Source organism: Photobacterium sagamiensis (assembly GCF_050337085.1).
Lineage (GTDB): Bacteria > Pseudomonadota > Gammaproteobacteria > Enterobacterales > Vibrionaceae > Photobacterium > Photobacterium sagamiensis.
In genome coordinates, this window is the sequence record NZ_JAKJSP010000027.1 from 25,643 (window position 1) to 47,368 (window position 21,726).

A 21,726-nucleotide genomic window follows, 5' to 3' on the forward strand; every position below is an offset into this window, starting at 1 on the left:
CATACTCAATAGCATCGTTATCGGGCTGTTAGCGATGTTGATGTGGGTTGGAGTTTGTCTTTTTTGAACCGGAGAGTGCTGTGCAACTAGCCTTAATTTGTGAAGCCCCAGAACGTCAACATGAACTGGATGAATTAGCGCAACGCTGGGGGCTGAGTCATGACGAAAACAATATCTTTGCGTTGGTCTTGACCGATCAGCATTTAGAGCTGCGTAAACGTGATGAACCTAAATTGGGGGCGGTCTATGTTGATCTGGCCGGTGGCGCCGTGGCTCACCGACGTAAGTTTGGTGGCGGACGCGGTCAGGCGATAGCCAAAGCCATAGGGTTAAAAGGCGGGGTGATGCCAAGAGTGCTGGATGCAACCGCAGGGTTAGGCAGAGACGCGTTTGTCCTGGCTTCATTAGGGTGCAAGGTACAAATGGTCGAACGCCATCCGGTTGTGGCGGCACTGCTGGATGATGGTCTTGCCCGGGCAAAGAATGATCCGGAAATTGGTGGTTGGATTGGAGAGCGGATGACATTGCTCCATGCGTCCAGCCACGATGCGTTGATCAAACTGGCACAAGATCCTGACTTTATTGCTCCGGATGTGGTCTATCTCGATCCCATGTATCCGCACAAGAAAAAATCGGCTCTGGTGAAAAAAGAAATGCGGGTGTTTCAGACCCTGGTGGGGGCTGATGATGATGCTGACAGCCTGTTCGCCCCCGCAATGGAGCTGGCAGCAAAACGAGTGGTGGTGAAACGTCCTGATTATGCGGACTTTCTCGCTCAGGTGAAGCCGTCGACGGCGATTGAAACGAAGAAAAATCGCTTTGATGTATATGTTAAAGCAGCAATGAAGTAATACCAACCGGGATAAATTAACCATAATAAGAATGATTGGCTTTATTACTATGGGGGCATAAATGGCGAAGTCTTTATGTAAATATCGTCGGGTTGAAATTGCCGCTCAAATCGCAGCCATCACGTGTATTGTCAGTGCGCCGAAGTATATCTGTACTAGCTGTGCTCGTGTAGCAAGTGATAAAGCGTATCTCTGTAAACCAAGTGCAATATCCTTAAAGAGGGTGCAACCGGCTAATGTGACCCCCGTTAAGATCACGGCAGAGGCAGATCCTATCCTACCCATTCAATTGCTTGCGCCAGTGAACCAGCACGCAGTTGAGGGGGCAACGCTGGGAAAGAAAAAGACCAGGAAGCTAAAGAAATTAGCGAAGAAAAAAGCCAAGAAGTTCAAGCAAGCCACTAAGGCACTAAGGCGTTATAACGCAGCGCTGGAAAAAGCCGATGTTGAGTTGAGTATAAGAGATTGCTGAATTAAAAACGCCTCCGTTTACGGAGGCGTTTTTATATCTCGGGCATTAAGATTCTTTGATAAGAACCGCTGTCATCAGACAAGTGATCACAGAAATAACAATGCCAGAAACGATTAACCAAGGAAGCATATCCATAGTTAGTTATCCAACGGTTAGCGACTAGAAAGGCTATTGAATAACTTTTACATTCTGCTAGCAATGGGATGGATATAAGTTGAAATGGCTGTTAACGGTTTGAAACAAATTAGCGAGTTTTGCCACATAAAGCATTATATAACAGCATAAAAAAACGCCCGTTCGGGCGTTTTTTATTACAGAGGAGCATGTTGCTAAAAGGTTACATTTTGGCCGGAAGCGCTAATGTTAATGCCTGACGTGAAGCATCTGCCGCAGCTTGGTTGTCATTGAGTTTGTCCAGCACCTCAACCAGGCGGGCGTAGTCAGAGACATTTTGATCCAGTTCGATAGCTTGGGCTAAATGTGTTTTCGCCTCTTCCCACTTTTTCTCACGGATAAATAGTTGGCCCAGCGCACTGTGAGTCGCGGGATTTTTGCTGTCATATCGCAGCAGATCTTGCAGGCGCACAATGGCAGGGTGGTAATCCGGCAGATCCAGCTCCGGGACTAATCGAATTAAACGTTCATCGCTCTGCTTTTTCAATGCATCCCGTAGCACGGTATAGGCTTCAGTGTCGGCGTTACGTTTGATCATTTGCTTGATAAAACAGGCGATCAGTTCAGGGCGTTGTTTAGCCTTACGGTTCAGGCTATTCCAGTGAGCCATTAAGCCATCACTGCCGCTATGCTGGCCAATATGGGCCATCAAGCCGCATTCTGCTTCCTGACTCAGTGCTGCGGCTTCCTGACCGGTAAGTACCCCTGATTTTTCCAGTTGCGGTAGCAGTGTCAGCAAGGGCTGCCAGTCTTCCAGTTTCAGGTAGCAATCTTTTAGTAACGCAAGCAGGATAGGATTACGACCGTTTTCCCGTTTGATATCTTGCAGGGTTGCCAGTGCTTGCTCGTACTGCTGCTGATGGTATTGCAGTTTGGCACGTGTCAGGGCAACAGCCAGGCTCTGATCATCGATCTCTGCAGCTTGCTTAAGGTATTCGTCGCGCAGTGTTGTATTTCCCTGGCCTTGAGCCGCTTCTGCCGCCGCTAGGTAATTCAGTAGTGGCGCATCACTGTGCTTAACGGCTTTAACAACCAGTTTCTCTGCCTGTTTCCAGTCACCTTCAATGACTTTCATTAAGCCATTAGAGGTTTGCGCACGAGCTTTACGGGTTTTGCGACCGCTGAACCAGCCACGGGTTGAGCTGCTGACCGAGAAGATACGCTTGATGATCGTTTCCAGCAGGAAGAAAGCCCCGAACAGTACCACGATGAATAAAATTAAGGTGGTTAAGCTCATTTCCAGTGTCTGCTCGGCAACGGAAATCAACACGTAACCCTGGTTACCCGCCAGCATAGGGCCGGCAACAACACCGGCAATCAGAGCGGCAACCAGCAATAAGAGTTTGATCATGCCGGATCCTCCTCGGTGCTAAGCGGTTTTACCTGGTTACGCAGGCGTTCACTGATCACATCGGTAATAAGAATTTGTGATTTCAGCTTGCCCGGATAGCTGGCTTCAATGTTTTCTTTTGCCAGCTGATCCAGTACGTTAATGAAGCTCTGGGTTGCTGGCTCGTCAAGGTTGTAGAACTGCTCGGCCCACTCTTTCGCCATCAACAGTGATTTGCTGTATAGCTCGCCTTGCTCGCGGTATACCGAGCGGATTGCAGTTTCCAGCTTAGATTTGATGTTTTCCTGCAGGTAAAAATCTTGTTTCGGTGATAGCAGCGGGATCACACTACCGTCACGGTGACGGTAAGTGATGAAGTAATCGCTGAAATTTTTCAGTGATGTCATCAGGTTATCTTGCCAGTCATTGACTGATGTTGATACCGTCTCTTCTTTAACCGCTTCAGCTTCCGGTATGATGACATTCGCCAGAGGCAGCTTGGCGACTTGTTCCTGCAGGCTGGCCAGGCGTAATACCAGACCGTCGCGGTCAACACGGGCGACCGCTTTCAGCGCCGTGATGTCGTCGTTCATTGCTTTACGTACAGAGGTCAGGCTCGGATCATTCAGCTCTGCGATACGGTGATCGGCGGATTCCAGTAAAATCGTGGCGCTGACAGCATCGTGTTCTAGCCACAATTTACGCCCGGCCATTTTGATCAGGTAGTCGGCTTCGGCTAACAGCCAGTCGTTAGGGCGGCGGCCTTTCATTTCAGCCAGTGCCAGTTGCAGACCTGTGATTGATTTTTCTTGCTGGGTGATTGTCACCTGCGTACGCTGCAGACTTTGGTCAACTTGCCCCAACGTTTCTTTCTGGCTTTCGCTCAGGCGAGTCTGCATACCTGTCAGCTGCTCTTGTAACGCCGTAATTTGCGCTTCCTGCGCCACACCTTGCTGATGGCCGTGGTAATAAAGGCCTGCTCCCAGTGCAATCACTAATGCGATAGCAACGGCGCCGGTCTTGCTGCCACTTTTCTTTTCTGCAGGTTTAGACTCAGGCTTGGCGGCGGCTGTTTTTGGTGGCGTTGCTGTTGAAGTAGCCGCTTGTGAAGTCGCTGCCGAGGCGGTTTTCTTAGCCTCGGTTTTAGCCGTTTCTTTTTGTGCCGAAGGATCAGGTGTTTGTGCTTTAGCACTTGAACGACCTGGTTTATTTGTGTTGTTTGACGCTGCGGATAGGTTGTTATCTGCAGGGTTTTCATTATTGGTTTTTTTGTCAGTCATCCGATTATCCCATCGTGCCTATCTTACTCAGGAACGTGAAGAGTGCGGTATTAGCAGCACTGCCCACGGTGGAAATATGTTCAAAACCAAGCTCTTCAGCTTGATCTGCGATACGTTGGCTTGGTACGAAAAGGTGGCATTGAAAAAACCAAGCCAAGTCTTGCTCTGGTATCAGGCCTGATAATTGCGTCAGTTGTTCACCACTGGTGACGACCAGGGCTGATACTTGCTGCGCTTGCCATGTTTGGCACAGCCTTTCTCCGTCTAACGCCAGCCAACAACGTCGGTAGGTCTCACAATAACTTACCGTTGCGTTACGCTGGATCAGCGTCTGGTAGATCAGCTCGCGCCCGCCATTGCCCCGTAAAATCAGGACATTATGACCGCTTACTTGCTTGAGTTCCGGCAGTGCTAGCAGGCCTTCACTATCACAACGCGTCGGCGGAGTGATGACCCTCTGACGGGTTGCAGTCGCTAGCGCAGCGGCGGTTTTATGCCCAACAGCTATATAATGCACGTTTTTTGGCCAGCTGGCACCTTGTGACATCAAGTAATTGTGAGCCAAATTAACTGCATGGTCACTGACTGCAATCAGAAAATCATCGGTTTGCAGTGTATTTAGTTGAGAAATGAGGGCAGGAAGCTCTCTTCCTGCCTCAATTGCGAATAGGGGGTGGGCAATAGCATTGATCCCCGCGGCATTCAGCTGTCGGGTAAGCTCATGGCATTCTGGCGCCGGGCGGGTGATCAATATGGTCATTAAGCGTTGCCGTAAAGTTTGTCCAGGATCTCTTTTGCTCCATCAGCAAGCAGTTGGTCTGCAAGTTGAGTCCCTAGTGTTTCTGCATCAGCCGCCGGGCCCGTGACCTCACCGCGAACAATCTTGCTGCCGTCAGGTTCACCTACCAGCGCACGTAACCAGATCTGATCGCCCTGTAGTTCAGAGTAACTGCCGATTGGCACCTGGCAGCCACCTTGCAGGCGATTGTTCATTGCACGCTCGCAGAGTACCCGAGTGGCGGTTTCACTGTGGTTTAGCGATTCAAGCAGATCCCGAACACGCTGATCATCAAGGCGGCATTCAATACCCATGGCACCTTGACCTACCGCGGGCAGGCTAACTTCCGGTGCAATGGCTGCGCGAATACGGTCTTCCATTTTTAAACGCATCAGTCCGGCACAGGCAAGGATAATGGCATCATACTGACCTTCATCCAGCTTACGCAGGCGTGTATTCACGTTGCCGCGCAAATCGTTTATCACCAGATCAGGGCGCTGGGCACGTAACTGGCACTGGCGACGCAGGCTGCATGTGCCGACAATGGCACCGGCCGGTAATTCATCAATGCTGCGGTAATTGTTCGATACAAAGGCATCGCGCGGGTCTTCTCGTTCGCAGATGGTGACCAGGCCCAGACCTTCAGGAAAATCGACCGGCACATCTTTCATTGAATGCACGGCGATATCGGCGCGACCTTCGAGCATTGCCACTTCCAGCTCTTTCACAAACAGACCTTTGCCACCGACTTTGGCCAGAGGCGTATCCAGGATCACGTCTCCTTTGGTAACCATAGGCACCAGTTCAACAACTAAGCCGGGATGCGCTTGTTCCAGCGCCTCTTGTACAAATTCAGCTTGCCACATGGCCAGCGGGCTTTTGCGGGTCGCAATGCGGATCGGTTTATCGGTCATAGAATAAGGTCCATAAATAGGCTTTCTTTTATCTAATCCTACCACTCCTGCGCTGTGATGATAATTCACTTGTTGTCGTCAGTGCGGTGAAGCGGTATTGTCTTGAACTGTAATGTAATTAATGTGATAGTTCTCACATTGGTTTTATGTGACAGGGTTGTTGCAGTGTCGTAACTGGCGGTTTGGCCAGATTGTACTAGTTTGAGGGTAGGACTAGGGAAGGACCTCAGCGGTAGAACTGCTATTCATAAACTGTCATAAATCGTCATGAACTTTACGGCCAATGCAAGAAGTGTTACATTGATCACGTTTTTGCTCCCGTGTAGAACAATAACTACACTGATAATGACAGGTTTTGGGCCGCTTTGACGCTGGCAGCTCTTGGAAGAGTAATTTGCATAATTATATCAAGACGCTAAAAAGTAGACTGGATGCACATAATCAGCTTCGTATTGATCGTGCACACGCTGCAATGAATACGCAGTCTGGCCAGGTGTTTGAGCTGGTTTCTGTATTACTTCATTACAATCATCCGGCGATACCTGGATACCTTGATCAAGAGGTTCCTCAGGGAATTGCGGCATTTGCTATTTCGGACCAGCAGCAACAGTTTATTGATAGTTGCGGTTTGACTGCACAATGCACGATCACTCAACCAGAATGGGTTGACACCCAGTGTCCTATTACTGGCCTTTACGCCATGGGCAGTACTTCTTCATTAGGGCAAAGCCTGACCAGCGATCTCGATATCTGGGTCTGTATCCGTACCGATCTTCCTGCCGAAGCACGTGAAGTGCTGGAGAGTAAATGTTCCTTAGTCTCCGAATGGGCGATGGCTCAGGGCGTTGAAGCGAACTTTTTCCTGATCGATGAAAATCGTTTCCGCGATAACTTTTCCGAAGCAATGACCGGTGATAACTGTGGTTCAAGTCAGCACTTGCTGTTGCTTGACGAGTTTTATCGTTCTGCTGTGCACTTAGCCGGACAGCGATTGCTGTGGTTCATGGTGCCGCCGGAAATGGAAGAGTGTTACGACGAATATGTTGAGTATCTGGATTCTGCCGGGCATATTCGTCGTGATGAGTGGATCGATTTTGGCGGGTTAACCCGCATTCCTGCTGAAGAGTATTTCGGTTCCAGTTTATGGCAGTTGTATAAAAGTATCGATTCGCCGTATAAATCGGTGCTGAAAGCTATCTTGCTGGAAGCCTATTCATGGGAATATCCGCATACCCAATTATTAAGTGTTGATGGTAAGCGTCGTTTCTTCTCGGAAGAGCAGAGTGAGTATTGCCTGGATGCTTATTATCTGATGCTGGATAAGGTGACCCGTTACCTGGAGCGAATTAACGATCACCGTCGGCTGGATTTGGTGCGTCGTTGTTTTTACCTCAAAACCCATGAAAAGCTGACCCGTGAACCGTCATCAGGTTCGGTGCCATGGCGTCGCCGGGTGCTGGGGCAGTTAACGGCTGAGTGGCAGTGGTCCCCGGAAGTCCTGTCTGAGCTGGATAATCGCCGTAACTGGAAAGTGGCACAGGTGAAACGGGCGCACAACGAACTGCTTGATGCGTTAATGCTGAGTTACCGTAACCTGATCCGTTTTGCCCGCCGTAATAACATCACCTCTGCGATTAGCCCGGAAGATATCAGTATTCTGGCCCGTAAGTTATATGCCGCGTTTGAGGTGTTGCCGGGTAAGGTGACGTTGCTTAATCCGCAGATTTCTCCGGATTTGCATGAACCTGATTTGACCCTGATCCAGGTGCCGGCCGGACGTACTAATACCGCTGGCTGGTATCTTTATAAGCAACCTCTCGATCCGTACGCCATTTTGGGGCAGCCATCGCTGGAGCATAACCGCTACTTAAGTAAGCTGGTGGCCTGGTCGTATTTCAATGGCTTGCTGACGGAATCGACCTGTCTGCACAATGTCGTGCGTGATGCGGATATGGATATTGATAAGCTGTACCAGCTGGTGAGCGATATTCGCAATACCTTCCCTATCCGCCGTCCGCAACCTGGCCTGCAAGCCTTATCCAGCCCGTGTGAAATTCGCCAGCTGGGTCTGTTTATCAACCTGGAAAATGACCCGACCACGGAATTAAAGGACCGCTCGGTGCGGTTTGACTTCAAAAATACCGATATTTTCAGCTATGGCCCTGAGCAGAAATGCTTGGTCGGCAGTGTCGACTTGGTTTACCGCAACTCGTGGAATGAAGTACGTACCCTGAACTTCAGTGGCGAGAGTGCGATGCTTGATGCCTTGAAAACCGTATTAGGTAAAATGCACCAGGATGCTATCCCACCGGAATCGGTGGATGTCTTCTGTTACAGCAAGCACATGCGCGGTTTGATCCGTAATCTGGTGTATCAGCTGGTGGCCGAATGTATCGAGATGCGCCTGAAGCCGATCGAACAAGAGAAACGCCGCCGTTTTAAAGCGATCCGTATTGGCGAGCAGACTCATGGTTTGTTTTTTGAACGTCGCGGTGTGTCTGTCCAGAAGCTGGAAAACTCGGTTGATTTTTATAGCTGCATCTCGACCAATAAATTAACGGGCACGCCAAATCTGGTGATGGGTAAGACGGATGAGCCTCATCCTCCGGAAATTGTTGATGCCTACGCCAGTGAGGGCTTGATCCAGTTTTTCTTTGAAGACAGCGAGCAGGGTTACAACATTTATATTCTCGATGAAACCAACCGCATCGAAGTGTATCGCCAGTGTAATGGTGATAAAGATGAAATGGTGCATGGAGTAAACCGTTTTTATACCTCTGCGCAGGATCGTTTCAGCTACAGTGCCCACTTTATCAATTTTAACTTGCCGCAGTTTTACGACATTGTCCGTACCAAGACGGGTGGTTTACAGGTGATCCCATTTAAGAGTGGCCAGCAGATCCAGCGTCGCCCGTCGGCTGATAAGCCGTTAAACCTGGTGCAGGTGTCGCCGCGATAAAAATACGAGTAACTAGACCCTAGTTACTCGTCCCTCGAATCTCGTTGCTCTATTTCTTACCAATCAACCTGTTCGCCAGCGTGCACGGAACACTCACGTTTAACCAGCGCAAAAAATTCTTCGCCACTGCGAGTGCAGCGCCACTCATCATTCTGATATTTGAAGTGATAGCCGCCTGATTTTGATGCCAGCCAAAGTTCATGCAGGGGCTCCTGACGGTTAATGACGATTTGGCTGCGGTTTTCAAATTCCAGGGTCAGTACGTTACCAGTGGTTTCATAGTCAATATCCGCACCGGATTCGTCGATGCCTTCTTCGATGATCATTAGTGCCTGATCGACTAACTTATGAAATTCAGTGTCATTCATCCCATTACGTCCTATTGCTTTTCCTATTGTTGGTGCGATTATAGAGGGCATTGAAATGATAATCACTGGCTATCAAGATGCGTAAAGGTTTATTAGCAATTTTTGTACTGGGTGTAATAGCCCTAACCGGCTGTGGTCAGACTGGCGCGCTCTATATGCCGGACGACTCACAGCAGCAAGAACAACAACAGTAGTCACAGCCGCAGTCATTGCAACCAATGGCCGTAACAGCCATATACCAACAGTGAATGCTGCAGCAACAGTAACTATAATAGCAACAGCAATAACAACAGCGACCGGACAGGGAAGAGACAACATTGGATTATTTTAATTATCAGCCAAACGGCCAACTATGGGCAGAAGATATCGCACTGACTGAGCTTGCTGAACGCTACGGAACGCCTCTGTATGTGTACTCACGGGCGACGCTGGAGCGACACTGGAAAGCGTTTGATCAGGCTGTTACCACCCATCCGCATTTAATTTGTTATGCGGTTAAAGCCAACTCCAATCTTGGCGTACTGAACGTTCTGGCACGTTTAGGTTCAGGCTTTGATATTGTCTCACAAGGTGAGCTGGAACGCGTCATTGCCGCTGGCGGCGATCCGGCGAAGGTGGTATTTTCCGGTGTCGGTAAAACGGCAGTGGAAATGAAACGGGCGCTGGAGCTTGGCATTAAATGTTTCAATGTTGAATCCGAACCTGAACTGGCGCGTTTAAATCAGGTGGCGGCAGAGCTTGATGTTGTTGCACCGATTTCACTGCGTATTAACCCGGATGTGGATGCAAAAACGCACCCGTATATCTCAACCGGATTGCGGGACAATAAATTCGGTATCGTGTTCGAGCGGGCGATCGAAGTCTATCGCCTGGCGCATAGCCTCCCGCATCTGGAAGTGGTCGGTATGGATTGCCATATCGGCTCTCAGCTGACCGATATTGAGCCGTTCATTGACGCCACTGATCGCCTGCTGGCACTGATCGATACCCTGAAAGCTGATGGTATCGAGATCGCGCACTTGGATGTCGGCGGCGGTTTAGGGGTCACCTACAACGAAGAGCAGCCACCACTGCCATCGGAATATGCGACGGCACTGTTATCCCGTTTGTCTGATCACTCTGATCTGGAACTGATTTTTGAACCGGGGCGTGCTATCGCGGCCAATGCCGGCGTGTTGCTGACCAGAGTCGAATATCTCAAGCATACCGAGTATAAAAATTTCGCCATTGTTGATGCCGCGATGAATGATTTGATCCGCCCGACCTTGTATCAAGCGTGGCAGGATATCGTGCCGGTCGTACCGCGAGATGGTGAACCCACTGAGTATGACTTCGTTGGTCCCATCTGTGAAACAGGGGATTACATCGGTAAAGAACGCTTGCTCAACCTTGAGCAGGGGGATCTTCTGGCGGTTCGCTCTGCAGGTGCTTATGGTTTTGTGATGTCTTCAAACTACAACACCCGTACACGCGCTGCAGAGATCATGGTTGATGGCAATACCGCTCATGTGGTGCGCGAGCGTGAAAAACTGGTAGAACTATGGCAGTCTGAGCACCTGTTACCGTAGCTGTACTGAATAAATCATAACGATAAGGAACATCATGCAGATTAATTTTTCAAAAATGCATGGGCTGGGCAATGACTTTATGGTGGTGGATTGCGTCACGCAGAATGTATTTTTTTCGCCTGACGCTATCCGGCGATTAGCGGATCGCCACCGTGGGATAGGGTTTGACCAGTTATTGGTGGTTGAGCCACCTTATGATCCTGAAACCGACTTTCATTATCGAATTTTCAATGCCGATGGCAGCGAAGTCGAGCAGTGCGGCAATGGGGCGCGCTGTTTTGCCCGTTTTGTGTGGATGAAGGGGCTTACCAATAAATACCATGTTGCGGTGAGTACCAAAGCCGGCAAGATGCTGTTAAAGCTGGAAAATGATAATCAGGTCACGGTCAATATGGGTGTGCCGGTGTTTGAACCCGGCAAAATCCCGTTCCGGGCTAAGCAGTTCGAAAAGACGTATATTTTGCGTGTCGGAGACAGCACCCTGTTTTGTGGCGCGGTCAGTATGGGCAATCCGCATTGTGTGACGGTTGTTGACGATGTTGATACGGCGGCGGTGGAAACCTTAGGTCCGCTGGTTGAATCCCATGAACGTTTTCCCGAGCGGGTGAATGCCGGTTTCATGCAGGTGATTTCAGCCAATGAAGTGAAGCTGCGGGTCTATGAACGCGGTGCAGGAGAAACGCAGGCCTGTGGCAGTGGTGCCTGTGCTGCCGTGGCAATTGGCCGGGTGCAGGGATTATTAGATGAAAATGTAAAGGTGTGTTTACCCGGCGGTGATTTACACATTCGCTGGGCCGGAGAAGGTCAACCGCTGTATATGACAGGCCCTGTTGCTCACGTCTTTGATGGACAAATAGTACTATGACAGATGTATCACAACTGGGTGAGCTGCCCGTTGCGGCAAACATGCCGTTGAATGATGACGCGGTGGCTGACTTCTTGCTCAGTAACCCCGAATTTTTTACCCGCCAGCCTGAATTGCTGACGCAATTACGTATTCCTCACAGTGAGCGCGGCGCCGTCTCGCTGGTCGAGATGCAACTCGACAGGCTGCGCCACCGGGTTCATGATTTAGAAGGTAATATTGCGAATTTAGTGTCGCTGGCGACGAAAAACAGTGAGCTGTTTACGGTGTTTTCTCAAGCACAGCAACAGCTTTTTCAGACTCATAATATTTATCAGGCAATGGGCGTGCTGGGTGAGCTGAGTGAGCAACTGCAGCTTGAGTTCAGTCTGCGCTTGTTTGACAGTCAGGATCAGCAGCTGTTTTTAGATCGGAAAGTGTTTGAGAGCTTTCGCGTGTCCCGTTTGTCGCACCGCCCGGTTTATCTTGGCCGCCTGCGCAAATCTGAAAGTGAGCTGTTGTTTGAACAGCCGCCGCAGCTGGGCTCTTTTGTGGTGTTGCCTTTGGGGATGAATTATCAGATTGGGGTGCTGAGCTTTGCCTGCCCAGATGGAGGTCATTTTCAGCCGGATATGGATACCTTGTTTGTTGAACAGTTAGGGTTGATCCTGACGCGTTTAATTCACCACTGGGAATACAGCCGAGAGGTGATTGATTGAATCGCTTGCCAGCCAGTTTAGAAAAACCGTTGCAGCGTTTTTATGAATACTTGCGCAGCGAACGTGAGCTGAGTTTACATACCCAGAAGAATTACAAGCGTCAGCTCACCACGATTGCTGAGCAACTGGTCGAACTGGGTGTCAGTGACTGGCAAACGGTCGATGCGGGATGGGTGCGTCAGCTGGCCAGTAAAGGCATGCGTGACGGCCTGAAAGCCAGTAGTTTGTCGATGCGGTTATCCTCGTTGCGCAGCTTTTTTGATTATCTGGTTCGCCAGAAGGTACTGAAGGCTAACCCGGCCAAAGGGGTGGCGGCACCACGCAAAGCCCGTCCGCTGCCGAAGAACCTCGATGTTGATGAGATGGCCCAGTTACTCAATGTTAATGAAGACGATCCGCTGTCGATCCGCGATCGGGCGATGATGGAGCTGATGTACGGGGCCGGGCTACGTCTGGCTGAGCTGGTTAACCTTGATGTCCGTAATATCAGCCTGAGCAAAGGTGATATTCGCGTTATCGGTAAAGGGGATAAAGAGCGTATTGTCCCGTTTGCGGGCTTAGCCCGCGAGTGGGTGGCGAACTGGCTCAAAGTGCGTGGAAGCCTGGCGGCAGCTGATGAGCCCGGCCTGTTTGTGTCTAAGCGGGGCAATCGCATTTCTACCCGCAATGTGCAGAAGCGGATGGCGGAGTGGGGGCAAAAGCAAGCGGTTTCCAGTCATATTAACCCGCACAAACTGCGCCATAGTTTTGCCACCCATATGCTCGAATCCAGTGGTGATTTACGCGCGGTGCAGGAGTTGCTGGGCCATGCCAACCTGTCGACCACGCAAATTTATACCCACCTCGACTTTCAGCACTTAGCCAAAGTGTATGATGAGGCACATCCACGAGCGAAACGCGGTAAGCGTTAGTGACAGAGGAAGCTGATGCAGTTCTATCGAAACCTCCAGCCAGTGAAAGCACTGACGTTTGATTTAGATGATACTTTGTATGATAACGGTCCGGTGATCCGACGTGCAGAGCAGGCAATGCATGACTGGCTGGCGGAGTACCATCCCTGTAGCCATAGTGTCAGCAAGCAAGACTGGACAGCGCTCAAGCATCGCTTAGTGCAAGCCGATCCTATGCTGAAACATAACGTCACCTTATGGCGTCACCAGCTGCTGAAAATCGGGCTGATGCAGCTAGGATATCTTGAACGCCGGGCAGAGCAGGCTGCACAGCATGGTATTGACGTTGTACTGACGGTTCGTAATCAGATTGACGTTCCAGAGGAAACCCATCGCGTACTGACTCAGCTGGCACAGCAAGTTCCTTTGCTGGCGATCACCAATGGTAATGTCGATGCAGATAAAATTGGCTTAGGTCAGTATTTTTCTCGGGTGCTGGTGGCGGGGCGTGATGGTTTAGCCAAGCCCGAGCCGGATATGTTTGCTCAGGCCGCAGCATTGCTCGGATTGTCACCACAGCAGATCTTGCACGTTGGTGATCACTTGGTCACCGATGTTGGTGGTGCGAAGCAAAATGGCTTTCAGGCTTGCTGGTATAACGATCAGGGGCGCCAGCTAAATAACGAACCCAGAATCCGTTATCTGCCGGATGTTGAAATCTGTCAGTTGAAGCGTCTGCTTGATTTGATCTGACCATTCCGACACACCTCTCGCTCACATTGAGTTCCCAGAGGAAGCGCTGAACCTCGGATGTTGAAGTGGTTTGGATATCAATAAGGCGACCACGGGTCGCCTTTTTAACAGTTATTGGATAATAACTGGGTATATATTACTGGATCAAGCTGGGTTTCGGCTCGCTGCCGATGAGCCGGTCGACCGAGAACAGCCCGGCTCCCCAGAACACATTAACCAGTATCATCATGCCCCACAGCTGATGATCATAGAAGCCTTTTTCCCACAGCAACGGGTAAGAGGCCACGGCGATAATATTGAAGACAAACAGCACCAGTGCCATCGGACGGGTAAACAAGCCTAAGGCGAGAACGACCGGTAAGATCAGCTCTGCAGCCGTGCCCATATACGCAGCAATCTGCCAGGGTAGCAGCGGTACCTGATATTCATACTCAAACAAATATAAGGTGCTGTCCCAGCTGGAGTATTTCACCATGCCGGATTTAAAGAATACCCAAGCTACCCACAAGCGCGTAAATAACAATAAGAATGGAATTAAAGGCTCTGCGATACGCTGGCAGATACCATCGATCTGTTTAATGAAATTCAGCATCATTTATCTCCCTGTGGCGCATGATCCCGATCGGTACTATTTAAAGCGGTACTCTTTTCATTAGTACGATCTGAATTAATACTAACGTCTGAAAAAATTTGCCGCTGCACCAGTTCTCCTAACATCGCCAGCATAGCGTCACTGGCTGCACTGAGGCAGTGTTGTTGCTGGCTCAGGGCTATTAATGCGGTAGCAGCCTGATTGGTGTTCATCACCAGGATCTGATCCGGACGATGCTGGATCACTGCCGATTCTGGCTGGTTGATATCGATATCTTCAAAATTATCATCGGCGATCATCTGCCACAGGGTGACGACCGCGAAGTCTGAGTCGAGGCACCGGGTCGGTTGTGGGACTTCAAACTGTAACGCCGGGAAATCAGCTTCCGCTAAGCCCTGCAGTTTGTGCAAAGGAAACCGAGGGTTAATCACCGGCTGGTAGGTGACGCGGTCAACGTACCATTCAAGCAAGGCTAAATCAGCCAGATAAGGCACTGCCTGGCTTAATTCGGCGGTGTCGTTGATGGTCTCAGCTAATCCCTCACCATAATGGCTGACATCCCCTTGCTGCAGAGGATGAGACAGGATGTGCTGGCGTGCCAGTTGGCTGAAGCATTCATCTCCCACCACGGCTTTGACTCCGGGATAGGTTGCCTCTAGGACTTCCGACAAACCGATAATAAAATTGTTACGGTAGACTTGGATCAATTGCTCTGCCGGAAACGGGCCGCTGGCAATCTGTTCGCTGATGTCACTGGGCTGATAATGGAGCGCCTCGGCAAACGCGCGTTGCAGTTGATGCAGAGAGCCATTATGGGATGGCAATTTGGCCATGCGGTGTCTCCTGCATCAGAATCGTGTTGGCCTTATCAGCTTCTGCCAATAACACCGCCAGTTCGGGAATATCTAAATCCCATTCAATCAGAGTGGGCACGGCTCCGTGCTGTTGCACCCATTGGCGATACAGTTGCCAGACAGGCTGACTGACGGGCTTACTGTGAGTATCTATCCAGATCTCTCCGTCATCAAATTGCTTGACGGTAAAGCCGGCGAGATGGATTTCTTTCACCGCAGACGGATCTAAGGCGGCGAGGTATTGGTTGCAGTCAAAGCCATGATTAAAGGCACTGACATAAATATTGTTGAGATCTAACAACAATCCGCACTCGGTGCGTTGTTGTACCTGATGTAAAAACTCCCATTCCGGTATCGCAGAATGTTGAAAACTGAGATAGCTGGAAGGGTTCTCAACCAGAAACTGGCGGCCGAGAAAATTCTGTACCTGATCGACTTTGCGGCAAAAATTATCCAGCGCCTCTTCGGTATAAGGCAGAGGCAGCAGATCGTTAAAAAACTGTCCGTCGACAGAGCTCCAGCTGAGGTGATCAGAAACCGCAATCGGATTAATTTCATCCACCAGCTGCTTTAGCTGCATCAGGTGCTCGCGATTTAACGGATCCGCCGACCCTAAAGAGAGTCCGATACCATGACAGCTGATCGGATAGTGGTCGGCAACCTGGCGTAATTGCTGTCGGGCGATCGATGTCGGAGTGAAGTAGTTTTCACTGTGAATTTCGAACCACCCGATATCAGGCCGCTGCTCTATAACTTGAGATATGTGGGGAGAGCGTAAGCCCACCCCAACCATCTGCTGCTGTGTCAGCAAGCTCAAAATTATTTCGCCTCTGTTGAACCACCGGCCAAACGGTCACACAGCCCTTTTGGTACCATCATGAACGCATCTTTCTGGCCGTCGACCTTTGCGGTTCCTGCGCAAGAGCCGGTTTTCGTTGCACAGTCGTTTTTACCGGCTTTTGCAACACCGTAGCACTTCTCTTTTTCTTCTGCCGCGACAGCTGTGGTCGTTGTCAAAGCGGTACCTGCTAGTGCAAGTAGGCCTGTGAAAGCAGTGGCTACGGCAATGTTAGTCTTTTTCATAATGATTCCTCTTTAATACGCTGACTGTTGCTGTGCTTAGCAACGTTACCTTTCGTTTTGGATGGCGCTTTAAAGCGCTCTCGGAACATAAGAAAGGCTAAGTAGGTATTTAATTTCACTTTTCTTTAACTTTTTTTATCTTGCTTAACAATCGGGCTCAGTCAAGCATAGAACAAAAAGAAAAATGCAAGGAAGAGAGTCGCGGTAAAGTTCTCGAAGCATTCTTAAAATGAGCGGGTATATACCCAAACCATCGAAAGATGCAGAGTTTCGCATCTTGAGGTGATTTGGGTATAATCATTACCATTGTATAAATAACCAGTAGATTGCGATGGACGTTTCACTCCTGTTAGATGGCCTCAATGACAAACAAAGAGAAGCGGTGGCTGCGCCGTTAGGTAACCACCTCGTGCTGGCGGGTGCTGGCAGTGGTAAAACCCGTGTGCTCGTCCATCGTATTGCATGGTTAATGCGGATTGAGCAGGCATCGCCTTATTCAATCATGTCAGTGACGTTTACCAACAAAGCGGCTGCTGAAATGCGCGGGCGTATCAATGAATTGATGCAAGGCTCTTCAGCCGGAATGTGGAACGGCACCTTCCACGGTCTGTGCCACCGCATGCTGCGTGCCCATTATCTGGATGCCCGGTTGCCGGATGATTTCAATATTCTCGATTCGGACGATCAGATGCGCTTGCTGCGCCGTTTGATCAAAGCGCAGAACCTGGATGAAAAACACTGGCCAGCGCGTCAGGCCGCCTGGTACATCAACGGCAAAAAAGATGAAGGCTTACGCCCGGCCAACATCGAGACGTTTAGCGATCCGGTGGAAAAAACCTGGCTGCGGGTGTATACCGCGTATCAGGAAGCGTGTGATCGTGCCGGTCTGGTTGATTTTGCCGAGTTGCTGCTGCGTGCCTTTGAGTTAGTGCGTGATAACAAGCACATCCGTGAGCATTATCAGGCGCGCTTTAAACACATACTGGTCGATGAGTTTCAGGATACCAACAACATTCAGTTTGCCTGGCTGCGCCTGATGGCCGGGGCTGATTGTAATGTGATGATCGTGGGTGATGATGATCAGTCAATTTACGGCTGGCGCGGTGCTCAGGTCGAGAATATCCAGCGTTTCCTGCGTGATTTCACCAATGCATCTTCGATCTTCCTTGAACAGAACTACCGTTCGACGGGCAACATCCTAAACGCTGCCAATGAGCTTATAGCCAATAACAACGAGCGGATGGGCAAGAACTTATGGACGGAAGGTGCAGAAGGTGAGCTGATTTCACTTTACTCGGCATTCAATGAACTGGATGAAGCCCGCTTTTCGGTCGGTAAAATTAAAGAGTGGCGCGAGAAAGGCGGCACGTTAAGTGACACGGCCTTTTTATACCGGAGCAATGCCCAGTCACGGGTACTGGAAGAAGCGTTAATTCAAGCGGGTTTACCGTACCGAATTTATGGTGGCATGCGTTTCTTCGAACGTCAGGAAATCAAAGATTCACTGGCTTATTTACGTTTGACGGCTAATCGTAATGATGATGCCTCGTTTGAGCGGGTGGTCAATACGCCAACCCGTGGTTTGGGTGATCGCACGTTGGAAACCATTCGTCTGGCCGCGCGGGATCGCGGGGCGACGATGTGGCAGGCCTGTATTGCCCTGCTGGAAGAGCAGGTACTGGCGGGGCGTGCCGCAAACTCACTGCGTCGCTTTATCGAACTGATCAATGCGCTGGAAGACGACACCCGTGAACTGCCCTTGTTCCAGCAAACGGATACCGTGATCCGCAATTCGGGTCTGCGGGCGATGTATGAACAAGAGAAAGGTGAAAAAGCCCAGGCGCGTATTGAAAACCTGGAAGAGCTGGTGACGGCAACACGTCAGTTTGAAGTGCCGGAAGAAGCGGAAGAGATGAGTCCGTTGTCTGCGTTCTTGTCACATGCGGCATTAGAAGCTGGTGAAGGTCAGGCTGATGACTTTGAAGATGCCGTGCAGCTGATGACTATGCACAGCGCTAAAGGCTTGGAGTTCCCGGTTGTCTTTATGGTCGGTGTGGAAGAGGGGATGTTCCCGAGCTCGCGTACCACCGAAGAAGTGGGCCGTTTAGAAGAAGAACGCCGTCTGTGTTACGTGGGCATGACCCGTGCAATGCAGAAACTCTACATCACCTATGCGGAAATGCGCCGTCTCTACGGTAAAGATAATTTTCATAAGCCATCGCGTTTTATTCGTGAAATTCCGACGGAATATGTTGAAGAAGTGCGGATGAAAGCGCAGGTGTCGCGTCCTGCCAGCAGCGGCCGGTTCAGCCAGACTCAGGTCAATGACAATTTCAACCAAACCGGATTCAGCTTAGGCCAGCGGGTACAACATACAAAATTTGGTGAAGGTACCATCATTAACTTTGAAGGTAGCGGTGCCCAGAGCCGGGTACAGGTTGCCTTTAACGGTGAAGGGATCAAATGGCTGGTTACTCAGTACGCCAAGCTTCAGCCGATGTAATACCAATCAAGGCGAAGTAAGCCAAAGTGACTGCCGATTAAAAAGCCCCTCCCATACGAGTTATTACTTGTATGTGAGGGGCTTTTGGTTTTTATCCGCGGTCATTTACCGGGCGATCACTTTACCTTCGCGGCGAGGATCGGCCGCGCCAATGAGCTGCTTGCCATCAAGACGAATGGCTTGAATCCCGGAGTTGAGCGGTTTGATTTTGATCTTAAAACCAAGTTGCTCCAGCTTGGGGGCCCATTGTTCGGCGGTGGTGCCTTGTTCCAATTCAAACGCGCCAAAACGGTTGTTCATGTTCGGCAGATTGATCGCCTGCTGCAGGTTTAAGCCCCAATCGAGATGGCCGATCAGGGTTTTGGCAACATAGCCGATGATTTGGCTTCCGCCCGGCGAGCCAATCGCCAGGTAGGGCTGATCGTCTTTTAATACGATGGTCGGTGCCATGGACGAGCGAGGGCGCTTGCCTGGCTCAATACGGTTGGCAATGGGGGCGCCATCAACATGGCTACGAAACGAAAAGTCGGTTAATTCATTGTTGAGCAGAAAACCGCGCACCATCAGGCGTGAGCCAAAGCCATTTTCAATGGTGGTGGTGATCGACACCATGTTGCGCTCTTTATCGACAATCGAGAAATGGCTGGTTGATGGCAGCTCCAGTGATTCATCCGGTGCGTAGCGCATGCTATGTGACCAGAATGGTGTTCCTGCTTTCGCATCGGCTAATGCTCTTTCTCCTTTGAGCTGAGTCGCACGCTGTTCAATATAGGCGGGGGCGAGTAACCCTTCTGTTGGCATAGGAACGTAGTCGCTATCAGCCATAAAGCGGCCGCGATCGGCAAAAGCGAGGCGTGATGCATCACCGAGCAAACGCCAGCTTTGAACATTGTGCGGGCCCAGTTTCTCCATTGGGTAATGGCTGAGCATCGCCATGATCTGTCCGAGTGTTAATGCTCCCGAGCTTGGGGGCCCCATCCCGCAAATAGAGTACTGGCGATACGGAGCGCAGATCGGCTGGCGTTCTTTTACCTGATAGGTTGCCAGATCCATAATACTCAGTACCCCAGGATTGCCTTCGGCCTCGCGTACCGTTTTAACGATGTCTTTGGCGATCGGTCCATGATAGAAGGCGCTGGCACCTTTTTCGGCGATCTGGTTTAACGTCTCGGCATAAACGGGATTTTTCAGGGTTTGTCCGGCTTTGATTGGTGAGCCATCCTGGTTGAAGAAGTAGGCTTTACTCTCGGCTGAGCGCTGCAAGTATTCCTGATCGCTTTCGACTAATTTGGCTAAACGAGGACTCACGGTGAAACCTTCCAGCGCCAGTGTCATCGCCGGATCAAACAGTGCTTTCCACGGCAGTTTGCCTAAACGCTGATGTGTATGCCACAGCAGTTTGACGGTACCCGGCGTGCCTACGGAGCGGCCGCCAACTACGGCATCAAAGAAGGCCAGTGGTTCGCCTTTATTATTCTGGAATAAACGTGGGGTGGTGGCATATGGCGCTTTTTCGCGGCCATCAAAGGTCGTGAGGGCTGCTTTTTCGGCATCCCAGTAAACCAGGAAGGCACCGCCGCCAATGCCTGACGACTGTGGCTCGACTAAACCGAGTACCAGCTGGGTTGCCACCATGGCATCAATCGCATTGCCCCCCTGACGTAACATGGCGGCACCCGCCTCACTGGCGTAGGGGTTGGCTGCTGCAACCATCCATTCGGTGCCCGTCACTAATGTTTGCTGGCTTAATCCTGTGGCAGCTTCGGGAGCGACACTGTCTGCGCTCTGTTTTTTAGCCAGACAAGACGGGGCTACCAGCCCGATGGCTATCCATATCGCCAGGTAAGATGCTTTCCACCGTCCAACTGCTTTCCATTGCATAGTGCTTTCCCTTCTCGCATGCTAATTGCCCAGGTAGCATACAGAGTGACAGTGAGTGCTGGCAGTGTCTGATTATTAAACGTTTTTTGTGCTCGTTCTCAAGTATTTTCGTCCTTTAAGTCACTATGCATCGATTTACAGTTGCTGGATTAGATTGAACAGGATCATGCTGCCGATAGTGACAAATAACAAACCGCAAATGGCATCAATGTAAGGTGTCCAGTGCTGGAGTTTTTGCTGCATACGTTGTCCTGTCAGCAACCAGGCTAACATCGCAAACCAGAGGAATGCGGTTAACCATAAAATGGCAATGGCCGTCATTTTACCGCCGAACGACATATCAACCGGCACCAGGGTCGAGAGCAGACTGATGAAAAAGACCAACGCTTTCGGGTTGAGAATGTTGGTGGTAAAGCCTTTGGCTAATGCTTGTTTACGGTTGGCAATCACCCGCTGCGGTGTTGCCGGTTTCTGAGGGCTGGAAGCCGGACGCAATATCGGTAGCAGTACACTTTTGACCGCACAAACGCCTAACCACAGCAAGTAGCATCCGCCTGCCGCTTGTAAGGCCGCAAACAGCATAGGTTGCTGGTGGATCAGCAGACTGGCACCGGTCAGGCTTAAAATTGAGTGCAGTAAAATCCCCAACGATAAGCCAAGGGCAATGGTGATCCCGGTTTGCCGACCATAGCGACCGGCATTTTGCACCACTAAGGCGAAATCCGGTCCCGGACTCATTAAGGCAATAACATGGACGGTAAGTAGGGTTAGTAGTGTCGTGACTTCGTGCATAGTGACTCGCTGTACTCAATTTTCTACGGTAGAACGGCAGGTATTGCCTTATGTCTGTAGCATGACGGATGCGGGAAGTGGTTGCTTGTAAAAAAATGACAGGGAGAAAAATATCTCAATG

Annotated in this window: 21 protein-coding genes; 10 read left to right on the plus strand and 11 right to left on the minus strand. The window is 50.3% G+C overall.

Annotated features, from left to right (window positions below; translation table 11 throughout):
* Nucleotides 1–80 precede the first annotated feature (80 nt).
* Together L4D76_RS13965 and L4D76_RS13970 are read left to right on the plus strand one after the other, a co-directional pair.
* Nucleotides 81–851 carry a class I SAM-dependent methyltransferase gene (locus tag L4D76_RS13965; protein WP_428441500.1) on the plus strand — a complete coding sequence of 257 codons (771 nt, stop codon included), beginning with the start codon at nt 81–83 and terminating at the stop codon, nt 849–851.
* Nucleotides 852–912: 61 nt separating this feature from the next.
* Complete coding sequence (locus L4D76_RS13970; RefSeq protein WP_428441501.1) at nt 913–1,323, plus strand: hypothetical protein; 411 nt, start codon at nt 913–915, stop codon at nt 1,321–1,323.
* Nucleotides 1,324–1,660: 337 nt separating this feature from the next.
* Here the strand turns inward: L4D76_RS13970 and L4D76_RS13975 are convergent, their stop codons facing one another.
* Genes L4D76_RS13975 through hemC form a run of 4 tightly spaced genes read right to left on the minus strand, consistent with a single transcriptional unit; the run spans nt 1,661 to nt 5,799 of the window.
* On the minus strand, nt 1,661–2,848 hold the full coding sequence (locus L4D76_RS13975) for a heme biosynthesis HemY N-terminal domain-containing protein (protein ID WP_428441502.1): 1,188 nt from the start codon (nt 2,846–2,848) through the stop codon (nt 1,661–1,663).
* Complete coding sequence (hemX, locus tag L4D76_RS13980) at nt 2,845–4,107, minus strand: uroporphyrinogen-III C-methyltransferase (protein ID WP_428441503.1); 1,263 nt, start codon at nt 4,105–4,107, stop codon at nt 2,845–2,847. Before hemX ends, L4D76_RS13975 begins: the two co-directional genes overlap by 4 nt.
* 4 nt (nt 4,108–4,111) lie before the next feature.
* On the minus strand, nt 4,112–4,867 hold the full coding sequence (locus L4D76_RS13985) for a uroporphyrinogen-III synthase (RefSeq protein WP_428441504.1): 756 nt from the start codon (nt 4,865–4,867) through the stop codon (nt 4,112–4,114).
* Nucleotides 4,867–5,799 carry a hydroxymethylbilane synthase gene (gene hemC, locus L4D76_RS13990; protein ID WP_428441505.1) on the minus strand — a complete coding sequence of 311 codons (933 nt, stop codon included), beginning with the start codon at nt 5,797–5,799 and terminating at the stop codon, nt 4,867–4,869. Before hemC ends, L4D76_RS13985 begins: the two co-directional genes overlap by 1 nt.
* A 394-nt stretch (nt 5,800–6,193) precedes the next feature.
* Here hemC and L4D76_RS13995 point away from each other — a divergent pair, with 394 nt between their 5' ends.
* Nucleotides 6,194–8,758 carry a class I adenylate cyclase gene (locus tag L4D76_RS13995; RefSeq protein ID WP_428441506.1) on the plus strand — a complete coding sequence of 855 codons (2,565 nt, stop codon included), beginning with the start codon at nt 6,194–6,196 and terminating at the stop codon, nt 8,756–8,758.
* Nucleotides 8,759–8,814: 56 nt separating this feature from the next.
* On the opposite strand, the gene cyaY is transcribed toward L4D76_RS13995, so the two are convergent.
* On the minus strand, nt 8,815–9,126 hold the full coding sequence (cyaY, locus tag L4D76_RS14000) for an iron donor protein CyaY (protein ID WP_428441507.1): 312 nt from the start codon (nt 9,124–9,126) through the stop codon (nt 8,815–8,817).
* Between the two features lie 77 nt (nt 9,127–9,203).
* Here cyaY and lptM point away from each other — a divergent pair, with 77 nt between their 5' ends.
* The 6 genes from lptM to yigB all read left to right on the plus strand — a co-directional run bounded on the left by lptM (nt 9,204) and on the right by yigB (nt 13,900).
* The gene (lptM, locus tag L4D76_RS14005; RefSeq protein WP_428441508.1) at nt 9,204–9,320 is read left to right on the plus strand and encodes an LPS translocon maturation chaperone LptM; all 117 of its coding nucleotides are present in this window, start codon (nt 9,204–9,206) and stop codon (nt 9,318–9,320) included.
* Nucleotides 9,321–9,443: 123 nt separating this feature from the next.
* Complete coding sequence (gene lysA / locus L4D76_RS14010) at nt 9,444–10,694, plus strand: diaminopimelate decarboxylase (protein ID WP_428441509.1); 1,251 nt, start codon at nt 9,444–9,446, stop codon at nt 10,692–10,694.
* A gap of 34 nt (nt 10,695–10,728) precedes the next feature.
* Nucleotides 10,729–11,559 (plus strand): diaminopimelate epimerase, encoded by an 831-nt coding sequence (gene dapF / locus L4D76_RS14015; RefSeq protein WP_428441510.1) that lies wholly within the window; start codon nt 10,729–10,731, stop codon nt 11,557–11,559.
* Nucleotides 11,556–12,257, plus strand: a complete 702-nt coding sequence (locus tag L4D76_RS14020; protein ID WP_428441511.1) for a DUF484 family protein — start codon at nt 11,556–11,558, stop codon at nt 12,255–12,257. The genes dapF and L4D76_RS14020 overlap by 4 nt, the downstream gene beginning before the upstream one ends.
* A complete protein-coding gene (xerC, locus tag L4D76_RS14025) occupies nt 12,254–13,168 on the plus strand; it encodes a tyrosine recombinase XerC (RefSeq protein WP_428441512.1) in 915 nt (304 codons plus the stop codon). The genes L4D76_RS14020 and xerC overlap by 4 nt, the downstream gene beginning before the upstream one ends.
* Nucleotides 13,169–13,183: 15 nt before the next feature.
* Nucleotides 13,184–13,900, plus strand: coding sequence for a 5-amino-6-(5-phospho-D-ribitylamino)uracil phosphatase YigB (gene yigB, locus L4D76_RS14030; RefSeq protein ID WP_428441513.1), 717 nt, complete (start codon nt 13,184–13,186; stop codon nt 13,898–13,900).
* Between the two features lie 136 nt (nt 13,901–14,036).
* On the opposite strand, the gene L4D76_RS14035 is transcribed toward yigB, so the two are convergent.
* From L4D76_RS14035 to L4D76_RS14050, 4 genes are read right to left on the minus strand one after another with little or no spacing between them, the layout of a single operon-like run.
* Nucleotides 14,037–14,492, minus strand: a complete 456-nt coding sequence (locus tag L4D76_RS14035; protein WP_428441570.1) for a DoxX family protein — start codon at nt 14,490–14,492, stop codon at nt 14,037–14,039.
* The gene (locus tag L4D76_RS14040) at nt 14,492–15,325 is read right to left on the minus strand and encodes an HvfC/BufC N-terminal domain-containing protein (protein ID WP_428441514.1); all 834 of its coding nucleotides are present in this window, start codon (nt 15,323–15,325) and stop codon (nt 14,492–14,494) included. Before L4D76_RS14040 ends, L4D76_RS14035 begins: the two co-directional genes overlap by 1 nt.
* Nucleotides 15,303–16,139 carry an MNIO family bufferin maturase gene (gene bufB / locus L4D76_RS14045; RefSeq protein WP_428441571.1) on the minus strand — a complete coding sequence of 279 codons (837 nt, stop codon included), beginning with the start codon at nt 16,137–16,139 and terminating at the stop codon, nt 15,303–15,305. The genes L4D76_RS14040 and bufB overlap by 23 nt, the downstream gene beginning before the upstream one ends.
* A 26-nt stretch (nt 16,140–16,165) precedes the next feature.
* Entirely contained in the window at nt 16,166–16,429 is a 264-nt protein-coding gene (locus L4D76_RS14050) for a BufA1 family periplasmic bufferin-type metallophore (RefSeq protein WP_428441515.1), read from the minus strand.
* 331 nt (nt 16,430–16,760) lie between these two features.
* On the opposite strand from L4D76_RS14050, the gene uvrD reads away from it, so the two are divergent.
* Entirely contained in the window at nt 16,761–18,932 is a 2,172-nt protein-coding gene (gene uvrD / locus L4D76_RS14055; protein WP_428441516.1) for a DNA helicase II, read from the plus strand.
* A gap of 105 nt (nt 18,933–19,037) precedes the next feature.
* On the opposite strand, the gene ggt is transcribed toward uvrD, so the two are convergent.
* Both ggt and L4D76_RS14065 read right to left on the minus strand, forming a co-directional pair.
* A complete protein-coding gene (ggt, locus tag L4D76_RS14060; protein WP_428441517.1) occupies nt 19,038–20,813 on the minus strand; it encodes a gamma-glutamyltransferase in 1,776 nt (591 codons plus the stop codon).
* Between the two features lie 135 nt (nt 20,814–20,948).
* Complete coding sequence (locus L4D76_RS14065) at nt 20,949–21,605, minus strand: LysE family translocator (protein WP_428441518.1); 657 nt, start codon at nt 21,603–21,605, stop codon at nt 20,949–20,951.
* Nucleotides 21,606–21,726: the final 121 nt, after the last annotated feature.

Excerpts from the sequence above, each read along its gene's own strand:
- ggt (WP_428441517.1), bottom strand. The coding sequence starts at position 20,813 with ATGCAATGGAAAGCAGTTGGACGGTGGAAAGCATCTTACCTGGCGATA.
- cyaY (WP_428441507.1), bottom strand. The coding sequence starts at position 9,126 with ATGAATGACACTGAATTTCATAAGTTAGTCGATCAGGCACTAATGATC.
- L4D76_RS14020 (WP_428441511.1), top strand. The coding sequence starts at position 11,556 with ATGACAGATGTATCACAACTGGGTGAGCTGCCCGTTGCGGCAAACATG.
- L4D76_RS13985 (WP_428441504.1), bottom strand. The coding sequence starts at position 4,867 with ATGACCATATTGATCACCCGCCCGGCGCCAGAATGCCATGAGCTTACC.
- hemC (WP_428441505.1), bottom strand. The coding sequence starts at position 5,799 with ATGACCGATAAACCGATCCGCATTGCGACCCGCAAAAGCCCGCTGGCC.
- dapF (WP_428441510.1), top strand. The coding sequence starts at position 10,729 with ATGCAGATTAATTTTTCAAAAATGCATGGGCTGGGCAATGACTTTATG.
- lptM (WP_428441508.1), top strand. The coding sequence starts at position 9,204 with ATGCGTAAAGGTTTATTAGCAATTTTTGTACTGGGTGTAATAGCCCTA.
- L4D76_RS14035 (WP_428441570.1), bottom strand. The coding sequence starts at position 14,492 with ATGCTGAATTTCATTAAACAGATCGATGGTATCTGCCAGCGTATCGCA.
- yigB (WP_428441513.1), top strand. The coding sequence starts at position 13,184 with ATGCAGTTCTATCGAAACCTCCAGCCAGTGAAAGCACTGACGTTTGAT.
- uvrD (WP_428441516.1), top strand. The coding sequence starts at position 16,761 with ATGGACGTTTCACTCCTGTTAGATGGCCTCAATGACAAACAAAGAGAA.
- bufB (WP_428441571.1), bottom strand. The coding sequence starts at position 16,139 with ATGGTTGGGGTGGGCTTACGCTCTCCCCACATATCTCAAGTTATAGAG.
- L4D76_RS13970 (WP_428441501.1), top strand. The coding sequence starts at position 913 with ATGGCGAAGTCTTTATGTAAATATCGTCGGGTTGAAATTGCCGCTCAA.
- hemX (WP_428441503.1), bottom strand. The coding sequence starts at position 4,107 with ATGACTGACAAAAAAACCAATAATGAAAACCCTGCAGATAACAACCTA.
- L4D76_RS14065 (WP_428441518.1), bottom strand. The coding sequence starts at position 21,605 with ATGCACGAAGTCACGACACTACTAACCCTACTTACCGTCCATGTTATT.
- L4D76_RS14050 (WP_428441515.1), bottom strand. The coding sequence starts at position 16,429 with ATGAAAAAGACTAACATTGCCGTAGCCACTGCTTTCACAGGCCTACTT.
- L4D76_RS13975 (WP_428441502.1), bottom strand. The coding sequence starts at position 2,848 with ATGATCAAACTCTTATTGCTGGTTGCCGCTCTGATTGCCGGTGTTGTT.
- L4D76_RS14040 (WP_428441514.1), bottom strand. The coding sequence starts at position 15,325 with ATGGCCAAATTGCCATCCCATAATGGCTCTCTGCATCAACTGCAACGC.